19 protein-coding genes are annotated in these 19158 nt (G+C 71.9%); 10 read left to right on the plus strand and 9 right to left on the minus strand.

Going from position 1 to position 19158, the window contains the following annotated elements; translation table 11 throughout:
- Positions 1-308: 308 nt before the first annotated feature.
- The 3 genes from ABT053_RS09120 (at position 309) to ABT053_RS09130 (ending at position 2295) form a co-directional block, all read left to right on the plus strand.
- Complete coding sequence (locus tag ABT053_RS09120; RefSeq protein ID WP_329084484.1) at positions 309-818, plus strand: HNH endonuclease; 510 nt, start codon at positions 309-311, stop codon at positions 816-818.
- A 380-nt stretch (positions 819-1198) separates the two neighbouring features.
- Positions 1199-2020 (plus strand): GNAT family N-acetyltransferase, encoded by an 822-nt coding sequence (locus ABT053_RS09125; RefSeq protein ID WP_350968370.1) that lies wholly within the window; start codon positions 1199-1201, stop codon positions 2018-2020.
- A 53-nt stretch (positions 2021-2073) separates the two neighbouring features.
- A complete protein-coding gene (locus ABT053_RS09130) occupies positions 2074-2295 on the plus strand; it encodes an FmdB family zinc ribbon protein (RefSeq protein ID WP_350968371.1) in 222 nt (73 codons plus the stop codon).
- A 136-nt stretch (positions 2296-2431) separates the two neighbouring features.
- Here ABT053_RS09130 and ABT053_RS09135 read toward each other — a convergent pair whose 3' ends face one another.
- From ABT053_RS09135 to ABT053_RS09145, 3 genes are all read right to left on the minus strand, one after another.
- The gene (locus tag ABT053_RS09135; protein ID WP_350968372.1) at positions 2432-2917 is read right to left on the minus strand and encodes a helix-turn-helix transcriptional regulator; all 486 of its coding nucleotides are present in this window, start codon (positions 2915-2917) and stop codon (positions 2432-2434) included.
- An 81-nt stretch (positions 2918-2998) separates the two neighbouring features.
- Positions 2999-4837: a dihydroxy-acid dehydratase gene (ilvD, locus tag ABT053_RS09140; RefSeq protein WP_350968373.1), complete on the minus strand. Its 1839-nt coding sequence runs from the start codon at positions 4835-4837 to the stop codon at positions 2999-3001.
- A gap of 711 nt (positions 4838-5548) precedes the next feature.
- Entirely contained in the window at positions 5549-6190 is a 642-nt protein-coding gene (locus tag ABT053_RS09145) for a nuclease-related domain-containing protein (protein WP_350968374.1), read from the minus strand.
- Between the two features lie 698 nt (positions 6191-6888).
- Here ABT053_RS09145 and ABT053_RS09150 point away from each other — a divergent pair.
- From ABT053_RS09150 to ABT053_RS09160, 3 genes are all read left to right on the plus strand, one after another.
- Positions 6889-7188 (plus strand): hypothetical protein, encoded by a 300-nt coding sequence (locus ABT053_RS09150; RefSeq protein WP_350968375.1) that lies wholly within the window; start codon positions 6889-6891, stop codon positions 7186-7188.
- A gap of 51 nt (positions 7189-7239) precedes the next feature.
- Positions 7240-7602: a TPM domain-containing protein gene (locus tag ABT053_RS09155; protein ID WP_350968376.1), complete on the plus strand. Its 363-nt coding sequence runs from the start codon at positions 7240-7242 to the stop codon at positions 7600-7602.
- Positions 7603-7684: 82 nt separating this feature from the next.
- On the plus strand, positions 7685-8269 hold the full coding sequence (locus tag ABT053_RS09160; RefSeq protein ID WP_350968377.1) for a Pycsar system effector family protein: 585 nt from the start codon (positions 7685-7687) through the stop codon (positions 8267-8269).
- A gap of 27 nt (positions 8270-8296) precedes the next feature.
- Here the strand turns inward: ABT053_RS09160 and ABT053_RS09165 are convergent, their stop codons facing one another.
- Both ABT053_RS09165 and pepN read right to left on the minus strand, forming a co-directional pair.
- On the minus strand, positions 8297-9259 hold the full coding sequence (locus tag ABT053_RS09165; RefSeq protein WP_350968378.1) for a hypothetical protein: 963 nt from the start codon (positions 9257-9259) through the stop codon (positions 8297-8299).
- Positions 9260-9472: 213 nt separating this feature from the next.
- Entirely contained in the window at positions 9473-12040 is a 2568-nt protein-coding gene (gene pepN / locus ABT053_RS09170; RefSeq protein ID WP_350968380.1) for an aminopeptidase N, read from the minus strand.
- Positions 12041-12261: 221 nt separating this feature from the next.
- Between pepN and ABT053_RS09175 the strand changes: the two genes are divergently transcribed.
- Both ABT053_RS09175 and ABT053_RS09180 read left to right on the plus strand, forming a co-directional pair.
- Positions 12262-12882 (plus strand): mycothiol-dependent nitroreductase Rv2466c family protein, encoded by a 621-nt coding sequence (locus tag ABT053_RS09175; protein WP_350968381.1) that lies wholly within the window; start codon positions 12262-12264, stop codon positions 12880-12882.
- Between the two features lie 152 nt (positions 12883-13034).
- A complete protein-coding gene (locus tag ABT053_RS09180) occupies positions 13035-14444 on the plus strand; it encodes an aldehyde dehydrogenase family protein (RefSeq protein ID WP_350968382.1) in 1410 nt (469 codons plus the stop codon).
- 146 nt (positions 14445-14590) lie between these two features.
- Here ABT053_RS09180 and def read toward each other — a convergent pair whose 3' ends face one another.
- Positions 14591-15079: a peptide deformylase gene (gene def, locus ABT053_RS09185; protein ID WP_350968383.1), complete on the minus strand. Its 489-nt coding sequence runs from the start codon at positions 15077-15079 to the stop codon at positions 14591-14593.
- Positions 15080-15177: 98 nt separating this feature from the next.
- Between def and ABT053_RS09190 the strand changes: the two genes are divergently transcribed.
- On the plus strand, positions 15178-15645 hold the full coding sequence (locus ABT053_RS09190) for a ribose-5-phosphate isomerase (protein WP_350968384.1): 468 nt from the start codon (positions 15178-15180) through the stop codon (positions 15643-15645).
- Positions 15646-15659: 14 nt separating this feature from the next.
- On the opposite strand, the gene ABT053_RS09195 is transcribed toward ABT053_RS09190, so the two are convergent.
- Positions 15660-15857, minus strand: coding sequence for a hypothetical protein (locus tag ABT053_RS09195; protein ID WP_350968385.1), 198 nt, complete (start codon positions 15855-15857; stop codon positions 15660-15662).
- Between the two features lie 80 nt (positions 15858-15937).
- Complete coding sequence (locus ABT053_RS09200; protein WP_350968386.1) at positions 15938-17167, minus strand: GNAT family N-acetyltransferase; 1230 nt, start codon at positions 17165-17167, stop codon at positions 15938-15940.
- A 119-nt stretch (positions 17168-17286) separates the two neighbouring features.
- On the opposite strand from ABT053_RS09200, the gene ABT053_RS09205 reads away from it, so the two are divergent.
- Positions 17287-18402 (plus strand): PP2C family protein-serine/threonine phosphatase, encoded by a 1116-nt coding sequence (locus ABT053_RS09205; protein WP_350968387.1) that lies wholly within the window; start codon positions 17287-17289, stop codon positions 18400-18402.
- Between the two features lie 73 nt (positions 18403-18475).
- Here ABT053_RS09205 and ABT053_RS09210 read toward each other — a convergent pair whose 3' ends face one another.
- Positions 18476-19081 carry a LuxR C-terminal-related transcriptional regulator gene (locus tag ABT053_RS09210; RefSeq protein ID WP_350968388.1) on the minus strand — a complete coding sequence of 202 codons (606 nt, stop codon included), beginning with the start codon at positions 19079-19081 and terminating at the stop codon, positions 18476-18478.
- Positions 19082-19158 lie beyond the last annotated feature (77 nt).

Raw genomic sequence — 19158 nt, forward strand, 5'->3', positions numbered from 1 at the left:
CTACGACCTCCGGGCCGCGGGACGGGGCCATTGCGCGGGCGGCGTATCTGATCTGCGACGGGAGGAGTTAAGAACTGGTAATGCGGGCATAAAACGTATCAGGTGTCTCTCCAGTCATTTATGGGTGGCGAGAACCACGTTGCAGCAGCCAAACTTGGTGAAGGACGGTGCCGTGGTGAGCATCCGCTGGGCCGTCCGGCGGAGGTCCTCGTGACGGAAGCGCCCGGGCCCCAGGAGGGGCCGCCAGCCGGGGCACGCATCGGCGTGCCCCCCCGATTGACGCGTCGTGCGGCGGGAGAGGCCCGCTGATGCGCCAGGTCCTGCTCTTGAACGCCACCTACGAACCCCTGACCACCCTCTCCCTGCACCGGGCCGTCGTGCTCGTGCTCAGGGAGAAGGCGGACGTCGTGCACCGTGACGGGCGGGGCGCCGTGTTCCGCTCGGCGAGCCGCACGCTCGACGTCCCCTCGGTGATCAGGCTTCGACGATATGTCCGGATCCCTTACCGGTCGCGGATCCCGCTGACCCGAACCGCGCTGATGCGCCGGGACGACTACCGGTGCGCCTACTGCGGACAGCGGGCCGAGACCATCGACCACGTCATCCCGCGCTCGCGAGGCGGCCCCCACACCTGGGAGAACTGCGTCGCGTCGTGCACGACGTGCAACCACCGCAAGGCCGACCGCATGCTGGAGGAGCTGGGGTGGACGCTCAACGTCGCCCCGGTGGTGCCACGCGGCGTCCACTGGCGGTTGATCGGCGCGCACATCGTCGGTGACCCCCAGTGGGCGCCCTACCTCGCGGAGAGCGCGGCCTAGGGCCGGGACACCCGCGCCCGCGGGCCGGGATCCGCTGACAGGGCCGTCGCGGCCGCCTTCCCGAAGGCGTCCGCGACGGCCACAGCCGTCCTGCCATGTCCCACCCGCCCCAGGCGGCTCGTCCCCGCGCACCTCCGGCCCGCGGACGCTCCCCCCACGCCGGGTCGCTCATTTTCGTCCTCCCACGCTCGCGCACCTCCAGCCACGGCCGCCCTGCCCTGCCCGCACCAGGCCGATCGTCGACGCGCTCCCCGCTCGCGCACCTCCGGCCGGAAGCCCCCCTGTCCCACCCGCCCCAAGCGGCTCGTCCCCGCGCTCCCCGCCCGCGCGCCAGGCCCCGCCCGCTGGCGCGGAAGATCCACGATCGGCACAATCGCCTCATGACATGGATCTTCACCTCCGATGTCGAGGCGTACACGGGCGTGACGGAGCCGTGGCTGCTGCGGGATCCGGTTCGCAACACCGTCCCCCTCACGGTCCTGCGCGCCGTACGCAACGGCCTGTGGGGCGACGACCCGCTGCTGGGGCGGCTGGAGCGCGACGGCGAGGTCGTGGCGGCGGTCGTCCAGACTCCTCCCCACGCCCTCCTGCTCCCCGAGATCCCCGCCGGCGTCGTGCCGGAGCTCGCCAGCCAGCTGATCGAGGCCGAGAGGGCGATCTCCGGTGTGAGCGGCCCGCTCCCGCTGGCCGAGGCGTTCGCCGCCTCCTGGTGGCGGCCCGAGGCGGGGCGCCGCGCCGAGCGCCTCTACCGCCTCGACGCGCTCACCTCCCCCGACCCCCTGGCGGACGGGGCCTCCCGCGTCGCCGAGGCCGCCGACCTCGACCTCCTGGTCCGCTGGAGCGAGGCGTTCCAGGCCGAGGCCGAAGGCGTCGCACCCGTCGACCTGACCGCGTTGGTGGCGAGCCGGATCGCCAGGCGGGAGCTGGTCGTGTGGGAGGCGGGCGGGCGGCCCGTCGCGTTCGCCGGGACCTCCGTGCCCCTCGGCGGGATGTCCCGGGTCGGCCCGGTCTACACGCCCCCGGAGTCTCGCGGGAAGGGCTACGGCACCGCGGTCTCGCACGCGGTGAGCGCCAGGGTGAGGGCCGAGGGCGCCGCCGAGGTGCTGCTCTTCACCGACCTGTCCAACCCCACGGCCAACGCGATCTATCAGGCGATCGGCTATCGGCCGGTCGGCGACTACGCCTCCATCACCTTCGCGTGAGCGGTGAGCGATGAGCGGTGAGTGACCGGGGCAACCTGGGTAACCTTGGGGTCATGCCCCGATACGACTTCCGCTGCCGCGCCTGCGGGTCCACCTTCGAGATCTCCCGCCCGATGGCCCGCTCAGGCGACCCCGCGCTCTGCCCCGACGGCCACGACGACACCGTCAAGCTGCTCTCCACGGTCGCCGTGACCGGCGGCTCCGCGGGCTCCGCCGCGCCCCAGCCCTCCGGCGGCGGTGGCGGCGGGTGCTGCGGAGGCGGCTGCTGCGGCTAGGCGCGGCCATCAAGCCCCGGCCCGGAACCGGTCGAAGCAGGGGCTCTCAACCGAGGTCTGCCACCCGGCCCGGCTCACGGCGCCGGGTGACAGGCCGGACGGATCCCGCCGGCTCGCGAGGCCGGCGGGGTGATCGTCAGGCGGCGGCGCGCTTGCCCTGGAAGGGCAGGAACCCCTCGGCGCGGTGCGGGCGGGCCGGCACGAAGGTGGGCTCGGTGGCGATGATCCGGTCGAACCTGAACGCCCGGATCGCGCCGCGCAGGCGGCACATCCCGACGAGATACCAGTATTCGCGGTGGACCATGCAGGTCACCGGGTCGACGTCGCGGACGGTGACCCGCCCGGAGACGTCCTGATAGTGAAGGCGGATGACGAGGCCTGAGGTGATGGCGTTGGCGATCGTCCGGGCTCGGTCGGCGGTCGGGGCGGACATCGGCTCGGTGAGGGTCGCCAGGGTGGTGGCGACGATGTCGTCGTCGAGCTCCATCTGCTCGAAGGCGTGGCGCAGGCCGCTGCGGGCGGCGTTGGCCTGCGGACCCGACCCCAGATGCGCCATCGACAGGGCGAGGGCGGCGATCTCGGCGGTCGTCAGCGGGGCGGTGAGCTTCATGACATCAGCCATACCCTGATAATACGTCTCAGCACCGACATTTTTTCGAACTTCCTGTCGGGTAAGGCATCTCTACCCGACAGGAAGCCCAGGTCAGCGGGACAGCTGCGACAGGTCGCGCGAGGCGCCGGTCGAGGCGGAGGTCGTGAGCGCGGCGTACGCCTGGAGGGCGGCGCTCACCTGGCGCTGGCGGTCGCGCGGCCGGTAGCCGCCCAGGTCGGCCAGCAGCCTCTCGCGGCGGGCGGCCAGCTCGTCCTCGGCCACCTTCAGCTCGATCGAACGGCCGGGGATGTCGATCGCGACGAGGTCGCCGTCCTCGACGAGGGCGATGGTGCCGCCCTCGGCCGCCTCGGGGGAGGCGTGGCCGATGGACAGCCCGCTCGTGCCGCCGGAGAAGCGGCCGTCGGTGACCAGCGCGCAGTCCTTGCCCAGCCCCTTGCCCTTGAGGAACGAGGTCGGGTAGAGCATCTCCTGCATGCCGGGCCCGCCCTTCGGCCCCTCGTAGCGGATCACCACGACGTCGCCGGCCTTGACCCTGTTGTTGAGGATGCCCTCGACCGCGTCGTCCTGCGACTCGAAGACCACGGCCGGGCCCTCGAATCTCCAGATCGACTCGTCGACCCCGGCGGTCTTGACGATGCAGCCCTCGGTGGCGATGTTGCCGTACAGGACGGCCAGGCCGCCGTCGCGGGTGTAGGCGTGCTCGGAGTCGCGCACGCAGCCTTCGGCGCGGTCGAGGTCCAGCTCCTCCCAGCGGGCGCCCTGGGAGAAGGGCTTGACGGTGCGGACGTTGCCGGGGGCCGCGTGCCACAGCTCCAGCGCCTCGGGCAGCACCCGCGGCGACTGGGGATCCCAGTCGTCGAGGTAGTCGCCCAGGGTGCCGCCGTTGACGGTGTACGCGTCGCGGTGGAGCAGGCCCGCCCGGTCGAGCTCGCCGAGGATCGCCGGGATGCCGCCCGCCCGGTGGACGTCCTCGACGTGGTACTTCGCCGTGGCGGGGGCGACCTTGCACAGGCAGGGCACCCGCAGCGAGATCTCGTTGATCTCCTTCAGCCCGAAGTCGACCTGGGCCTCGCGGGCCGCGGCCAGGATGTGCAGGATCGTGTTGGTCGAGCCGCCCATCGCCACGTCCAGCGCCATGGCGTTCTCGAACGCGTCCTTGGTCGCGATGGCGCGCGGCAGGACCGTCTCGTCGTCCTGCTCGTAGTGGCGCTTGGTGATCTCCACCAGCTGGCGCCCGGCGTCCTCGAACAGCTTCCTGCGCGCCTTGTGGGTGGCCAGGATCGTGCCGTTGCCCGGCAGCGCGAGGCCGATGGCCTCGGCGAGGCAGTTCATCGAGTTGGCGGTGAACATCCCGCTGCACGAACCGCAGGTCGGGCAGGCGTTCTCCTCCATCTCCAGCAGCTGGGCGTCGGAGACGGAGTCGTCGGCGGCGGCGATCATGGGGTCGATCAGGTCGAGCTTGCCGTTGGGGGTCTTGCCCGCCTCCATCGGCCCGCCGGAGACGAAGACCGTGGGGATGTTGAGCCTGAAGGCGGCGAGCAGCATGCCCGGGGTGATCTTGTCGCAGTTGGAGATGCAGATCAGCGCGTCGGCGCAGTGCGCGTTGACCATGTACTCGACCGCGTCCGCGATCAGCTCCCGGCTGGGCAGCGAGTAGAGCATGCCGCCGTGGCCCATCGCGATGCCGTCGTCGACCGCGATCGTGTTGAACTCGCGCGGGATCGCGCCCGCCTCGCGGATCGCGCCGGCGACGACGTCGCCGACCTCGCGGAGGTGGACGTGCCCGGGGACGAACTGGGTGAAGCTGTTGGCCACGGCGATGATCGGTTTTCCGAAGTCCTCACCGGCCACCCCCGTCGCCCGGAGCAGGGCCCGGGCCCCGGCCATGTTCCTGCCGTGAGTGACCGTACGAGACCTGAGGGCGGGCATGAGGCTTCTCCCATCATCGAAACCGTGTCTACAAATGGTACGGCTACCGCCCGGTGCGTGAGACGCCTGTCCGCGACACGAGACGTCCGGCCCGTGACCACATGTTCCGCCGGTGCCGCACGGGCATGATCGGCGTACGGGACGGAGCGGGCGGGGCGCGGGCGGAGCCGGGGGCGGCGAGGCGTCGCGCCGGTGCCAGGACGGTCGCGGGGCGGCCGCGGGGCGGTTCCGGGACGCCGACGGGGCACGGGGTGGGCACCGGGGCGGCGGCCGGCGGGCCCGATACGGGCCCAGGGTGTTCCCCGACACTACCGAAGGTCGCCGCGCCCGGCGAACCCGGGGCGAGCGCCGCCCGGGAGGGAAGGCCCTCGATCGACCCGCCGCCCGCCCGCGCGAGAGGCCCCGGGCAGGCCCGCCCGTCGTGACGCCCCCTTGAAGGCTCCGCTCACCCGCCGCGTGTCGTGACGTCCGCACCGGAAAACTCCGCTCACTCGCCGCGTGTCGCGACGCCCGCCCGGGAGGGCCGGGCACGCGGCACCCGCGAAGATCATCCGAAGAGGGAACGCGGGCGGAGAGGAGGGGAGACGGGAGTCGCCGGGCCGGGGCGCCGGGCGGGGCGGACTCCCGTCGGTCCCGACGGGGGAGGCGAGGGGGGAGAAGGGGCGAGGGAGGGTGCGGTCGGGCGAAAACGGGCTCACCGGACGGCCGGAATCAGTTCTCCGGATAGCGCGCGGGCAGAACCTGCTCGGCGGCCTCGAAGATCCTCTCGATCTCGGCGTCGGTGAGTGAGCGTTCGCGCTTGGTGATCCATTTACGGACACGACTGCCGTCGAAAACGTCGACCTCGCGGACGTTGAGGACCTTCCACGGGATGGCCGGGCCGTAGATCGCCAGGGACGGCACGATCGTGACCTCGCGGCCCAGCTCGGCGCCGATCAGCTCCCCGGCCTGGGAGGCCTCCCAGCGGGCCTCGTCGAGGCGGGGCTTCTGGTTGAACGGGCCGTGGAACAGCTTGCGGTGCGACTGGACGCGGACCGGCAGGCGCTTGTCCCACTTCTCGGAGTCGACCGCGTAGACGCCGGTGGGACCCACGACCAGGTGGTCGATCTGGGCCTCGCTGCCGGGGATCGCGCGGGCGTGCAGGGTGCGGTACCCCCCGCGCTCCAGCCGTTTCAGCTGCATCTCCGTGCGCCGCTCCGCCACCGAGGCGCGCCGCCAGGCGGGCACCGACGAGTTGGAACGGGCGCGAAGCACCGTGTCGACGATCGCTGCCACCACGGCGGCGGTGAGGCCCAGCGGCCAGCTGGCCAGCAGGACACCCGCGAGCACGCCCACGCCGACCGAGATGAGCACGCGTCGGCGCAGATGGCGGTACTTCGGGTGGTCGAGCAGGCTGCGCAGCGAGGCGCGCTCGACAGGTGCGTACGTAGACGCTGGCGCGGCGGGTCGAGACGTCGGCCGGTCCTCGGCCTGTCGGTCACTGACCCAAATCGGTGACGCATTGTTACCGTCTTCTGGTACCTGACCGGAATCCACGTAACTCACGGTAGCTGACGTCCTCAGGGGTGCCTAGTATTGCGTATCTCATACTTTTGTGACCGCCGTCACCCGCTTGGCGCGGCTATGAACCGGGTAGCTTAGGAGCTTTTCGCTCTGGACAACCGCGTGCTCCGCGCCTGCTGTGCGGGGCGTGGCCCACATTCATGATCTTAACGCCCTGGAGCGGGCGGCAGCCGTGCTGCGCAGGGAGATCTCACCCGTCGAGATCACCGAGCACTACCTCGACCGGATCGCCCGCCTCGACCCCCAGGTCGGCGCCTACGTGACGGGTCTACGACGTCAGCGGCCGGCCCGCGGTCAACCTCTCGCTGCACTGGAGCGCCGAGGGGCTCCCGATCGGGGTGATGCCGGCCGGGAGGTTCGGTGACGAGGGCACGCTGATCTCCGTGTCGTCGCAGATCGAGGCCGCCCGAGGGGGTTTCTGGGGCGGGCGCGGACCCGCCGTCCGGTAGCCCTCGACGGGGAGATCGGCGCCGGGTTACTTTTGAGGTGTGGACAGTGCGATCGAGGTCTTCGGCTTTCTCGTCGGAGTCTCCGGCGGCCTGTTCCTGATCATCGTCCTGCTCGTGACGATGCCCGCCAGGATGCGCGACAAGGCCGCGAGGAGCACCTCGGCGGGCGCGGTCTGGCTGGGCGGCCCGTCCGGCAGCGAGCGGGGGGTCACCGGCTCCGCCCTCGTGCTGACCGGGCGGCGGCCCGGCGGGCCCCCGGCGCCGGAGGCCGACTGGGTCGCGCTCGCGGAGACCTCCGAGCCCGGAAGGCACATCGGCGGGGCGTCGGCGGCCTGGTGAACCGGTAGGCCGGTGGATCGCCCCCCAACTGGTGAAGGCGAGGTGGCGGAGATGCTCACCCTGACCCCGACGGAGGGGGACGACGTCCGTGGGGCCCTGCGCACCGCGGAGCGGAGTACCGGCCTGCGTTTCGCCGCCTACCTCGGACCGGCGATCGGGCCGCGGCGGCACTTCTCCGAGCGGCTGCACGCCGCGCTGGGCACCGACGCCGACAGGGCCGTGCTCGTCTTCGTGGACCAGCGGGAGAGGGCGCTGGAGATCGTCACGGGCCCGCTGGCCAGGGAGTGGCTGCCCGACGCCGAGTGCCGGGTGGCCGCGACGTCGATGGCCGCGGTGCTCGGCCTGGGCGACCTGGTGGGCGGGCTGGTCACCGGGGTCCTGCTGCTCGCGGACCGGGCGTCACGGCGCAGATGATCCCGAGGTCCCGCCTGAGTGAACGATCTTCCTGACGGCCCGTTCGGGCGGAAGGAAGATGATTTTCCCGGATAATCGGCACGTGCTGAGGATCATGCGGGACACGCTGCCGGATCATTCCCGCAGGAGGTCCACGGCGGAGCGGGAGCCCGGCATGATCCTCGACTACGTCCAGGCGACGCTCGCGGACGCCCGCCGGAGGGTCCGCAGGGAGAACGAGACGGCGGCCGTCCTGCTGTTCACGACGGGGTCCGCCGCCGTCGCCGTCGCCGTCGGGCTGCTGAACGGCCACTGGAGACCCGGCGAGCTGTCCAGCAAGGTCGAGTGGCTCTGGTGGACGAGCATGTTCTTCTGGCTGATGGGGCTCCTCGTCCTCGCCGCGGCCCTCCACCGCCGTACCGCGAGGCTCGCGGGCAGGGCCCTGGAACGGCGCCGCTTCTACCCCGGGGGGTTCGCCGGCGACACGCCCCCGGAGCCGGACCCCCGCCTGGGGTACAGGACGGGCGCCCGCGACCCCGAGGCCAGGGTCGACCTGGTCATCCTGGAGATCAGGAGGCTCAACGCGGTCGGGGACGCCAAGCAGCGCTACGTCCGCCGGAGCGTCCTGCTCATGACGTTCGCCGTCGTCTGCTGCGCGCTGTCGCTGCTCGTCGGCCGTTCCCTCTGAGCCTTTCGGGGCCGGCCCCGAAAGGGCTCAGGGCTGGAGCAGCTTCACCAGGTATGTGCTGATGTCCGCCAGCAGCGTCGAGGGCGTCACCGGGGCGCTCGCGACCGCGGAGAACAGGGCGGGCAGCCCCGGCAGCGGGAAACCGTCGTCGTCGGAGGCCTCGCCGCCCACCCCGTTCTTGGCCAGCACGGCCCGGCTGCGCTCCCACGCCTCGGTGACCTCCTCGGGGGAGGGCACGCCGAACCCGTGGCCCACCGGGGCCGCGTGGCGCAACCGCACCAGCGGGGTCTCGGCGAAGGCCAGGGCCACCCGGGAGCGCAGCGCGAGGTCGTCGCGGAGGCCCGGCTCCACCCAGTCCATCGCGGTGCAGGGATTGCGGCAGTCGGCGACGCAGGTGGCGAGCGCCCCGGCCACCTGGCTGTGCTGGCGGTCGAAGTAGGCGCGCCACCCCTCGGCCGGCTCCCCGGCCACCCGCAGGGTCCGGTTCACGGCCGACTGCTCGGCCCTCGTGTGGTCGCAGTCGCGGTCGCCGATCACCCCGAACCTGCTGCCCGGCGCGGTGAGGCCCTCCGGCCAGCGCGCCGGGTCCCCGGCGCTGCCGAGCACCGGTTCGAAGGCGAGCAGCGGGAGGTACTCGCTCGCGATGTGGAGGGCGGCGACCATGGGGCTCAGCTCGCGGCGGTGCCACCTGACCGCGATGACCTCCAGCAGCAGCCCGTACGCGGGCCGCAGCGACTCCAGCGCGCCGCGCGGCTGCTCGCGGGGCGTCTGCGGCATCGTGCAGGCCCGCGCCCGCCGCCGTATGTCGCTCGGCACGGCCCGCGCCTCGGCGGCGAAGTCCTCGGCGTCGAGCGAGAGCAGCCGCTGGCCGAACTCGCACGCCGCCTCGATGTCGCCCGCGTCCCGCACGACGCCCGAGGCGAGGGCTCCGACATCGCCGAAGGCGTATCTGCGGGCCAGCGAGACGAGCAGGTCACGCGCCGATTCCACGTGATTACCCTCTCACGACCCACGGACGGCAGGACTGTTGTCTAGGCAAAGCGAGACGCGGGACGCTTCCCACGCTTGATGACTATTTCTACCAGTGTTTTGCCGGAAACCGCTCAAGGTTCCGTCCCGGGCCACCCGAGGGCGGTACCGGGACCGGGAGGCCGGTCCCGGCTTCTTCGCGGCCGGGACCGGCCTCCCGGAGGTGAGCCGGGCTCAGGCCGCCGAGGCGTCCTTGGCCTGGGCGCGCAGGGCGCGGCCGATACTGTCGGCCCCTTCGAGCAGCAGGCGCTTGAGGGCGTGCGGCGGCTGGGTGGACGAGATGAGGTCCTGGGTCGCGGCGACCGTCTCGGGGGAGATGTTCAGCGCCGGGTAGCAGCCGTTCGCGAAGTTCTGGGCGCTGTCGGAGCTCCAGTCCGCCCAGATCCTGCTGACCTCCTCGAAGTACTTCGCCCCGTACGGCTCCAGCAGGTCCGGGTGGCGCGGGTCCATGAAACCGGCGAGCGTCGAGCGGAGCAGCGCGCCGCTCAGCCTGCCCTCGGTGATCGCGGCCCAGGCGTTCGCCTTGCCCTGGGCCGTGGGGATCGCCGCGCGGCAGAGCGCGGCGGAGCGCTCGCCCGTCGCGGTGGCGTCGCGCAGCAGCTCCTGGGCGATGTCCTCCTCGCCGAGCAGGCCGCCGGAGACGAGGGCGCCGGTCAGCGTCCAGCGCAGGTCGGCGTCGACGGTGAGGCCCTCGAGCGCCGTCTCGCCGTCCAGCAGCCCCTTCAGGAACGCCAGGTCCTCGGTGGAGGTGGCCACGGCCGACAGCGCGTTCAGGTAGGCGAGCTGGTGGTCGGAGCCGGGCTCGGCCGAGGAGACCAGGCCGCGCAGCGCGGAGGCCAGGCGGGCCAGGCCCTGGGGGCGCCAGGCGGGGTCGGCGTACTGCTGGACGGCGAGCCGGGCCTGGCGGAGCACGGTCTGGGCGACCGTGATGTCCGAGACCGACTCGATGTTGGACACGACCAGGGTGAGGTAGTCGCGGGTGGACATCTCGGCGTCGCGGGTCATGTCCCAGGCGGCCGACCAGCACAGCGCGCGGGGCAGCGACTCGGTGAACCTCGCGACGCCGCCCTCGGTGACGGTCCGCAGCGACCGCTCGTCGAGCCTGACCTTGGCGTACGTCAGGTCGTCGTCGTTGATCAGGACCAGGTCCGGCTGGACCTCGCCGACCAGCTCGGAGACCGCGGTGCGCGCGCCCACGACGTCCAGCTCGACCCGCTTGACGCGGACCAGCTCGCCGTCCCGCAGGGAGTACAGGCCGATGGCGACGCGGTGCGAGCGCAGCGTCGGGTAGTCGGCCGGGGCCTCCTGGAGCACGTCGAACTCCAGGAAACGGCCCTCGGGGTCGACGGTGAACGACGGGCGCAGCGTGTTGACCCAGGAGGTCTCCAGCCACTCCTTCGACCAGGAGGACAGGTCGCGGCCCGAGGTGCGCTCCAGCGCGCCGAGCAGGTCCGCGAGCGTGGTGTTGCCCCAGGCGTGCTCGTTGAAGTAGTCGCGGACCCCGGCCAGGAAGTTGTCCAGCCCCACGTAGGCGACGAGCTGCTTGAGGACCGAGGCGCCCTTGGCGTACGTGATCCCGTCGAAGTTGACCTCGACCGCCTGCATGTCGACGATGTCGGCGGCGATCGGGTGGGTGGAGGGCAGCTGGTCCTGGCGGTAGGCCCAGGCCTTCTCGACGTTGGCGAAGGTCGTCCAGGCGCCCTGGCCCCAGCGGGTGGCCTCGGCCTGGCAGAGCACCGAGGCGTAGGTGGCGAACGACTCGTTCAGCCACAGGTCGTCCCACCAGCGCATGGTGACCAGGTCACCGAACCACATGTGCGCCATCTCGTGCAGGATCGTCTCGGCGCGGCGCTCGATCACCGCGTCCGTGACGCGCGAGCGGAAGACGTAGTCCTCCAGGAAGGTCACGCAGCCCGCGTTCTCCATCGCCCCGGCGTTGAACTCGGGGACGAAGAGCTGGTCGTACTTCCCGAACGGGTAGCGGACGCCGAAGACCCTGTGGAAGAAGTCGAAGCCCTGCCTGGTCACCTCGAAGAGGTTGTCCGCGTCGAGGTGCTCGGCGAGCGAGGCCCGGCAGTACAGGCCCAGCGGGATGCCGTCGTGCTCGGAGGTCACCTTGTGGTACGGCCCGGCGCACAGCGCGGTGATGTAGGTCGACATCACCGGGGAGGGCGGGAAGTGCCAGCGCTTGGCCGCCTGGAGGGCCCCGTGCCTGCCGCGGTGCTCGGGCAGCTCCTCGGCCGCGTCGGGCGCCGCGTTGGAGACGACCTCCCAGTGGGACGGCGCGAGCACGGTCAGCTCGAAGGAGGCCTTGAGGTCGGGCTGGTCGAAGCACGCGTACATCCGGTGCGCGTCGGCCGTCTCGAACTGGCTGTGCAGGTAGACGCTCTTGTCGACCGGGTCGACGAAGCGGTGCAGGCCCTCGCCGGTGCGGCTGTAGGAGCAGTCGGCGTCCACCCGCAGCTCGTTGGTCTCGGCCAGGCCCGGCAGCGGCAGCCGCCCGGTCTCCACGTCGTAGCCGCTCACGTCCAGCTCGACGCCGTTGAGCACGGCCTTGCGCACCTTGGCGCCGGCCAGATCGACGAACGTCTCCGCACCCGGCCGGGTGCTGGTGAAGCGGACCGTGGTGACGCTCTCGAAGCGCTCCTCACCCTCGGTCAGGTCGAGCTCCACCGCATAGGACTGCACGCTGAGCAGCCGTGCGCGCTCGCGCGCCTCGTCACGGGTCAGATTGCCTGCCACTACCGCTCCCTCTTCACAACTTCCCCCCGCCCCATTGCAAAGGGGTGACTGAATCCTGCCATGTAAGGCCACGGACCGTCGCTTCGCATCAGCCTGCGGGCTGATACCCAGATTCGAGAATAAAGAGGCATGTCAAGGTATTAATCCACCTGTGGAATAGGGAACTCCACCGCCCGGGTTGTCGCTACCGAAGCAGCCTCACGACCAGGAAGCCGAAAAAGATGACTGAGCGAACCCCTGTCGATCTCTGGTTCGATCCCTTCTGCCCGTTCGCGTGGATGACCTCCCGCTGGTTGCTGGAGGTCGAGAAGGTGCGGTCGATCGAGCCGCGCTGGCACATCATGAGCCTCAACGTGCTGAACGAGGACAAGGACGTCCCGGAGAGCTACCGCGAACTGATCGCCAAGGCCATCGGCCCGGTCCGGGTGGTCGCCGCCGTGCAGGAGAAGTACGACTCCGAGACGGTCGGGCGCCTTTACACCGAGCTTGGCACCCGTTTCCACAACCAGGGCAGGAGCAAGGAGCTCGACACGCTCCGCGAGACCGTCGAGGAGGCCCTGGAGGCCGCCGGGCTGGACCGCGCGTTCGCCGACGCGATGGACTCGACGGAGTTCGACGAGGCGGTGCGCGCCTCGCACAACGACGGCATCGACCGGGTCGGCCAGGAGGTCGGCACCCCGGTGATCTCCGTCGAGGGCGTCGCCTTCTTCGGCCCGGTCATCTCGCCGGCCCCCAAGGGCGAGGAGGCGGGCAAGCTCTGGGACGGCGTTCGCCTGGTGGCGGGCACCGACGGGTTCTTCGAGCTCAAGCGCTCCAGGACCCGTCAGCCGATCTTCGACTGACCCGTTCCCGCCCGCCGTCGTCCCCGCCCGCCGCGCGCGACCGCGGCCGGGGACCCGGCCCCGCTGTGCTCCCGTACAACGATCACCGTTGTACGGGAGCCGCGCACGGCTCTCCCTCGCGTAACAACGGCACGCACGCCAGGATGAGAGACATGCGTCACCTTTATCTGGACGGAGCCTGGCGGCCGTCCGCGTCGGGCGAGAGCGTCGACGTGGTCAACCCCGCGACCGAGGAGCTGATCGACAGGGTTCCCGCGGGAGCGCCCGCCGACGTCGAGGCCGCCGTGGCCGCCGCGCGCGCCGCCTTCCCCGCCTGGTCGGCGACGGCCCCCGCCGAGCGGGGCAGGATCCTCGCCGCCGCCGCGGACCTGATACGGGAGCGCTCCGACCAGATAGCCAGGATCATCGCCACGGACATGGGCGCCCCGTACGGCCTGGCGATGAGGGTGCAGACGCTGATGCCCGCCGGGGTGCTGGCCTCCTACGCCCAGCTGGCCGAGACCTACGACTTCGAGGGCGGGCAGGTCGGCAACTCCCGCGTCTTCCGGGAGCCGGTCGGGGTGGTCGCCGCCATCACGCCCTGGAACTACCCGCTCCACCAGGTCGTCTGCAAGGTGGGCGCCGCGCTCGCCGCGGGCTGCACGGTCGTGCTGAAGCCCAGCGAGGTGGCGCCGCTGGCGGCCTTCGCGCTCGCCGGCGTCTTCGACGAGGTCGGGCTGCCCGCCGGGGTCCTCAACATGGTCAGCGGGTACGGCCCGACGGTGGGCGAGGCCCTGGCCGCCCATCCCGAGGTGGACATGGTCTCCTTCACCGGCTCCACCCGGGCCGGGCGCCGGGTGGCCGCGCTCGCGGCCGAGACGATCAAGCGGGTGGCCCTGGAGCTCGGCGGAAAGTCCGCCAGCGTGATCCTGCCGGACGCCGACCTGCAGACGGCCGTCAAGGCGACGGTGGCCAACGCCTTCGTCAACTCCGGCCAGACCTGTTCGGCATGGACCCGCATGATCGTCCATCGCGACCGGTACGACGAGGCCGTCCGTCTCGCGGTCGAGGCCGCGGGGAGATACACCGTCGGCGACCCCTTCGACGAGGGGACCAGGCTCGGCCCGCTGGTGTCCGCGGCCCAGCGCGACCGGGTGGTCCGCTACATCAACCGGGGCCAGGAGGAGGGCGCCCGGCTGGTCGCCGGAGGCACCGACCGGCCCCTGGGGCGCGGCTTCTACGTCGAGCCCACCGTGTTCGCCGGGGTGGAGCCGGGGATGGTGATCGAGCAGGAGGAGATCTTCGGCCCGGTCCTCACGATCATCCCCTACCTCCGGGGCGAGGACGAGGCGGTCACCATCGCCAACGGCACGCCGTACGGCCTGGCGGGCGCGGTGTGGGCGGGCAGCGAGCAGCGCGCGGTGGAGGTCGCCCGGCGGCTGCGCACCGGCCAGGTGGCGGTCAACGGCGGCCGCTTCAACCCGCGGGCGCCCTTCGGCGGCTACAAGCAGTCGGGCCTCGGCCGCGAGCTGGGCGAGTTCGGGCTCGAGGAGTATCTGGAGATCAAGGCCGTCCAGCTCTGAGGACCACACCGGTCACCGGCACGCGTCGACAGCCGCTCCGGTGATGTCCCGCGCCGAGGCCCGCTCCGGTGATGTCCCGCGGCGGATCGGCGCCGCTACCGGCCCGCGCCGAGGGCCGCTCCGGTGGTGTCCGGCGGCCACGGGGGTCAGGGGGCCTGGAGCAGGACCTTCCTGGCGGCCTCCCTGGCCAGCCTGTCCACGTAGAGCCTGCCGTCGAGGTGGTCGGTCTCGTGCTGGAAGCAGCGCGCCAGCGTGCCGCGCGCCCTGATCCGGATCGGCCGCCCCAGCCGGTCCAGGCCGCTCACGGTGACCCCCGCGGCCCGGGGCGTCCTGGCGTAGATCGGGGTGCCGGTCCCGCGGTCGGGGACGGACAGGCAGCCCTCCTCGTCGAGGACCTCGGCGTCGTCGTCCACGGTCAGCTCCGGGTTGATCACGTGGCCCTTGCGGTTGCTGCAGTCGTAGACGAAGATCCGCTTCGACACGCCGATCTGCGGACCGGCGAGGCCGACGCCCCGCGCGGCGTACATCACGGTGAACATCTCGTCGATCATGCGCCGCAGGTCGCGGTCGAAGTCGACGACCGGCTCGGCGGGGGTGCGCAGGACAGGGTCACCGACCACTCGGATGTCACGCATGCGGGGGCTCTCTCTGTAAGGGTTACGTGAGCATTGCGGCTGTTACTCTAGCCGGGGGCCGGGTGGAGCCGTCCGCGCACACCTGCGAAACTGTGCGGGTGCGCGTCTACATCGGTGCCGACCATGCCGGCTATGAGCTCAAGAACCACGTCGTCTCCTGGCTGAAGGAGCACGGCCACGAGGTCGAGGACTGCGGTCCCTTCGTCTACGACGCGGAGGACGACTACCCGCCGTTCGTGCTGCGCGCGGCCGAGGGCGTCGTGGAGGACCCGGGCAGTCTGGGCGTCGTCATCGGCGGCTCGGGCAACGGCGAGCAGATCGCGGCCAACAAGGTGCGCGGCGTCCGCGCCGCCCTGGCCTGGAGCGAGGAGACCGCGAGGCTCGCCCGCGAGCACAACAACGCCAACGTCGTCAGCCTCGGCTCGCGGATGCACGAGCCCGAGGAGGCGATCAGGTTCGTCGAGGTCTTCCTCGGCACCTCCTACTCCGGGGCCGAGCGGCACAACCGCAGGATCGCGCAGCTCACCTCGTACGAGACCATCGGCCAGCTCCCGCCGCTGCCGTAGCCCCCGGCGGCCCGCTAGCGGGGACGCTCGCGGGGCGGGGCCTCCCCGCGCGGCGGCTCCTTGCGCGCCCCGTTGCGCGCGGGCTCCTTGCGGGGCGCCTCGTCGCGCAGGGGGCGGCGGTCGGCGGCCTCCTGCTGCTCCCGCGACGGGCGTGAGACGTCTCGCGCCCGCATCGCGGTGATCGCGGTGATCTGCAAGCTCTGCAGTGCCATGCCGGCCACCATAACCCGCCCCCGCCCGCCCCGGCAGCCCCCGGCGGCCGTCGTCGCCGTCGCCTTCGCCATGAGAGCCGTCAGAAGACCAGGCCGGCCCAGGGGGCGGGGTCCCACGACATGGCGGTGGACAGCTCCCGCAGGGCCCCCGCGCGCGACTCGCGTACCACCCCCGCAGCCAGCAGCGCCGCCAGCGGACGCCCGCCCAGGTAGGCGGCGCCCAGCACGGAGACGGGCAGGGTGAGGTCGGCGGGGTCGCCGGAGGGCGCGCAGCGGGCGCCGGAGGTGTCGGCCGTCAGCCGCCAGCGGCGCGCGTTCCACGGGCACACGGTGTCCTCGACCTCGATCACCACGTCCACCGGCGCGCTGTAGGCGCGGGCGGTGAGGGCCCGGTCGACGTCCACGACGCGGACCCACAGGTCGTCCTGCCAGAACGCGCGGAGCCGGCGCGGCTCGGCGAGCAGGTGGATGAGCGGGTCGTCCGCGGGCCGTCCCTGGGTGATGACGTGCGAGACCAGGTCGCGGTCCAGGACGTGCCGCCAGAGCAGCGCGTAGGCGGCGGGGTCGAGGCCGAACAGCTCGACGAGCCGCAACTCCCCGGCGGGCAGGTCGTGGTCGTCGAAGGAGGCCTTGATCCGGAAGAGGGCGTAGCCGCGCGGGCCGCCGTCGTCCTCGGCGACCACGGCGCGCAGCGGACCGGCGCCGCCCTGGTCGGACTCCCGGTCGGTCAGCACCGTCTCCCAGCGGGCGGGCGTGCGGGCGTACAGCCCCGGGCGCCGCTCGAACGCCGACTCGTAGATCTTCTCGAAGGTGGACCCGGCCTCCGCGGGCCTGACGACGCGCAGCCGCAGGGCGGGGTCGGCCGGGGCGTGCCGGGTGAAGGCCGCGCCTGCCGTGGGGATCCGGAAGGCCAGGCAGTCGGCGGCCCTGCCGTAGCCGTAGCGGCCGTAGATCGCGGCCTCGGCCGCGTAGAGCGCGGCGACGGCCTCGCCCCGCTCGTGGAGGTCGGACAGCTGGCGGGTCATCAGCGAGTTGAGGATGCCCCGGCGGCGGTGCGAGGGCAGCACGCCGACCGCGGTGACGCCGCCGACCGGGATCGGCCCGCCGGGCACGGTCATGCTGAAGCTGTACGTCGCGGCGGTGCCCACCAGCAGGTCGCCGTCGAACACGCCGAGCGAGCGGTCGAACTCGAGGTTGCGCCTGAAGATCTCCTGCCGGTGCTCCGGGGTGGCGGAGCCGAACGCCTCCTCGTCCACGGTGTTCCAAGCGGACCATTCGGCTTCGCCGATCGGACGTAGGCTGAGAGTCATCTTCCAAACGGTAGTAGGGGACAAACGGCTCCGGCCATCTAATATCCCTGCTTAATGATCAAGGCGTTGGTCAAGTGGGCTGCCCAAAGGGGGGACGGCCAGATACAGTCGAGCGCATCATGAGTTCCCGTCCGGTGCCGCTGCTCCCTCCGGCGCTCCGCGCGTTCCTGGTCCGCGTCCCCCTTCTCGTGCCCATCGTGCGCTTCCTGCGGCGCGGCCCCCTGGCGCGCGACCGGAACCTGCTCATCACCCTGATCCTGCTCACGCTGCTGATCGGCGGCCTGGCCGCCAGGGTGTCCATGGAGTGGTTCTCCCCGGCGCTCATGATCCCGGTCACCCTCGTGGCGGGGCTCCAGCTCAGGCTGAACAGTCTCGCCAAGCTGCTGTGCGCGGTCGCGCTCTCCCTGGTCTACGTGGCCGTGGTGCGCGGGGTGGGGCACATCGGTCCCGGCCTGCTGGTCACCTTCGTCTTCACCGCGGTGCTGGCCGCGCTGATGGCCCGCACCCGGGGCAAGCTCGGCGTGCAGGGCCTGCGGGGCGACGCGATGCTGCTGGAGTTGCGCGACCGTCTCAAGAGCCAGAGCGACCTGCCCCCGCTGTCCAAGGAGTGGGGCTCCAAGGTGGTCCTCAAGCAGGCCGGGGGCTCCTCCTTCGGCGGCGACTTCCTGGTCTCCATGCGCGAGGGCGACACGCTGGAGCTCGCCCTGGTCGACGTGTCGGGCAAGGGCGTCGACGCGGGCACCCGGGCGCTGCTGCTGTCGGGCACCTTCGGCGGGCTGCTCGGCTCGGTCGACGACTTCCTGCCCGCCTGCAACACCTACCTGCACCGCCAGCGCGAGGCCGAGGGCTTCGTCACGGCGGTCCATCTCCGGCTCAACCTCGTGACGGGCGAGTACGTCATCACCTCCGCCGGCCACCCCCCGGTGGTCAAGTTCGAGTCGGGCACCGGGACGTGGCGGGTCTCCACGGCCAAGGGGGTCGTCCTCGGCGTCGTGCCCGACCTGCACTGCGAGGCCGACCAGGGGATGCTGCGCAAGGGCGACGCGCTCATGCTCTACACCGACGGCCTGATCGAGCAGCCGGGGCGCGACATCGACGCCGGCCTCGACCGGCTGCTGGGGGAGGCCGAGCGCCTGATGCCCTCGGGGTTCCGCGACGGCGCCCGCAACCTGGTCGCCTCCATGTCGTCGGGCCACAACGACGACTGCGCCCTCATCCTCATCTGGCGCCCCTGAGACCGGTTCCCGGGGCTGCGGCTCCCGGGAACGGACGACGACGGACGACGGGGAAGGGGAGAACCGGGCAGGCTCAGATCCACCCGGATTCGCCGGCGATGCGTACGGCGTCGAGACGGTTGCGCGCCTGGGTCTTGCACATGATCCGCGACAGGTGGTTTCGGACCGTTCCCACGGAGAGGAACAGCTGGTCGGCGATCTCGTTGGACTTCGCGCCCTGCGCGACGAGCCGGAGCACGTCGAGCTCCCTGCGGGTCAGGGGGTTCTCCGCCGACCTCAGGGCCGCCACCGCGAGCTCGGAGTCGACCGCGCGCCGGCCGGCCGCCACCTGGCGTACGCCGTGGGCCAGCTGCTCGGGGCCGACCTCCAGGCTCATGAACCCGAGCGCGTGGGCGGCGAAGGCCCGGCGGACCTGGCCGGGGCTGGGGTCGCGCGCCAGCAGGAGGACCCGGCAGGCGGGGGCCTCCTCGTGCAGCCGGATCGAGGTGGTGAAACCGCAGACGTCCGGCAGTTCGAGAGCGATGACCGCGGTCTTCGGCGCGTACCGCAGGACGGCGGGAAGCACATCCTGCCCGGCCGCCACGTCGGCCACCACCCTCATGTCGCTCTCGTTGTCCAGCGTCGCCACCAGCCCGCGCCGGACCAGGGGAAGATGCTCGGCAACCAGGATCCCGATCAAAACGCTCCTCTCTCTCGTCCTCACCCTGATCAAAGAGTGTTCGTGCGATAGCTGAATGTCAACGGAGTGCTTTCAAT

This window comes from Streptosporangium sp. NPDC002524 (assembly GCF_040295985.1).
Lineage (GTDB): Bacteria > Actinomycetota > Actinomycetes > Streptosporangiales > Streptosporangiaceae > Streptosporangium.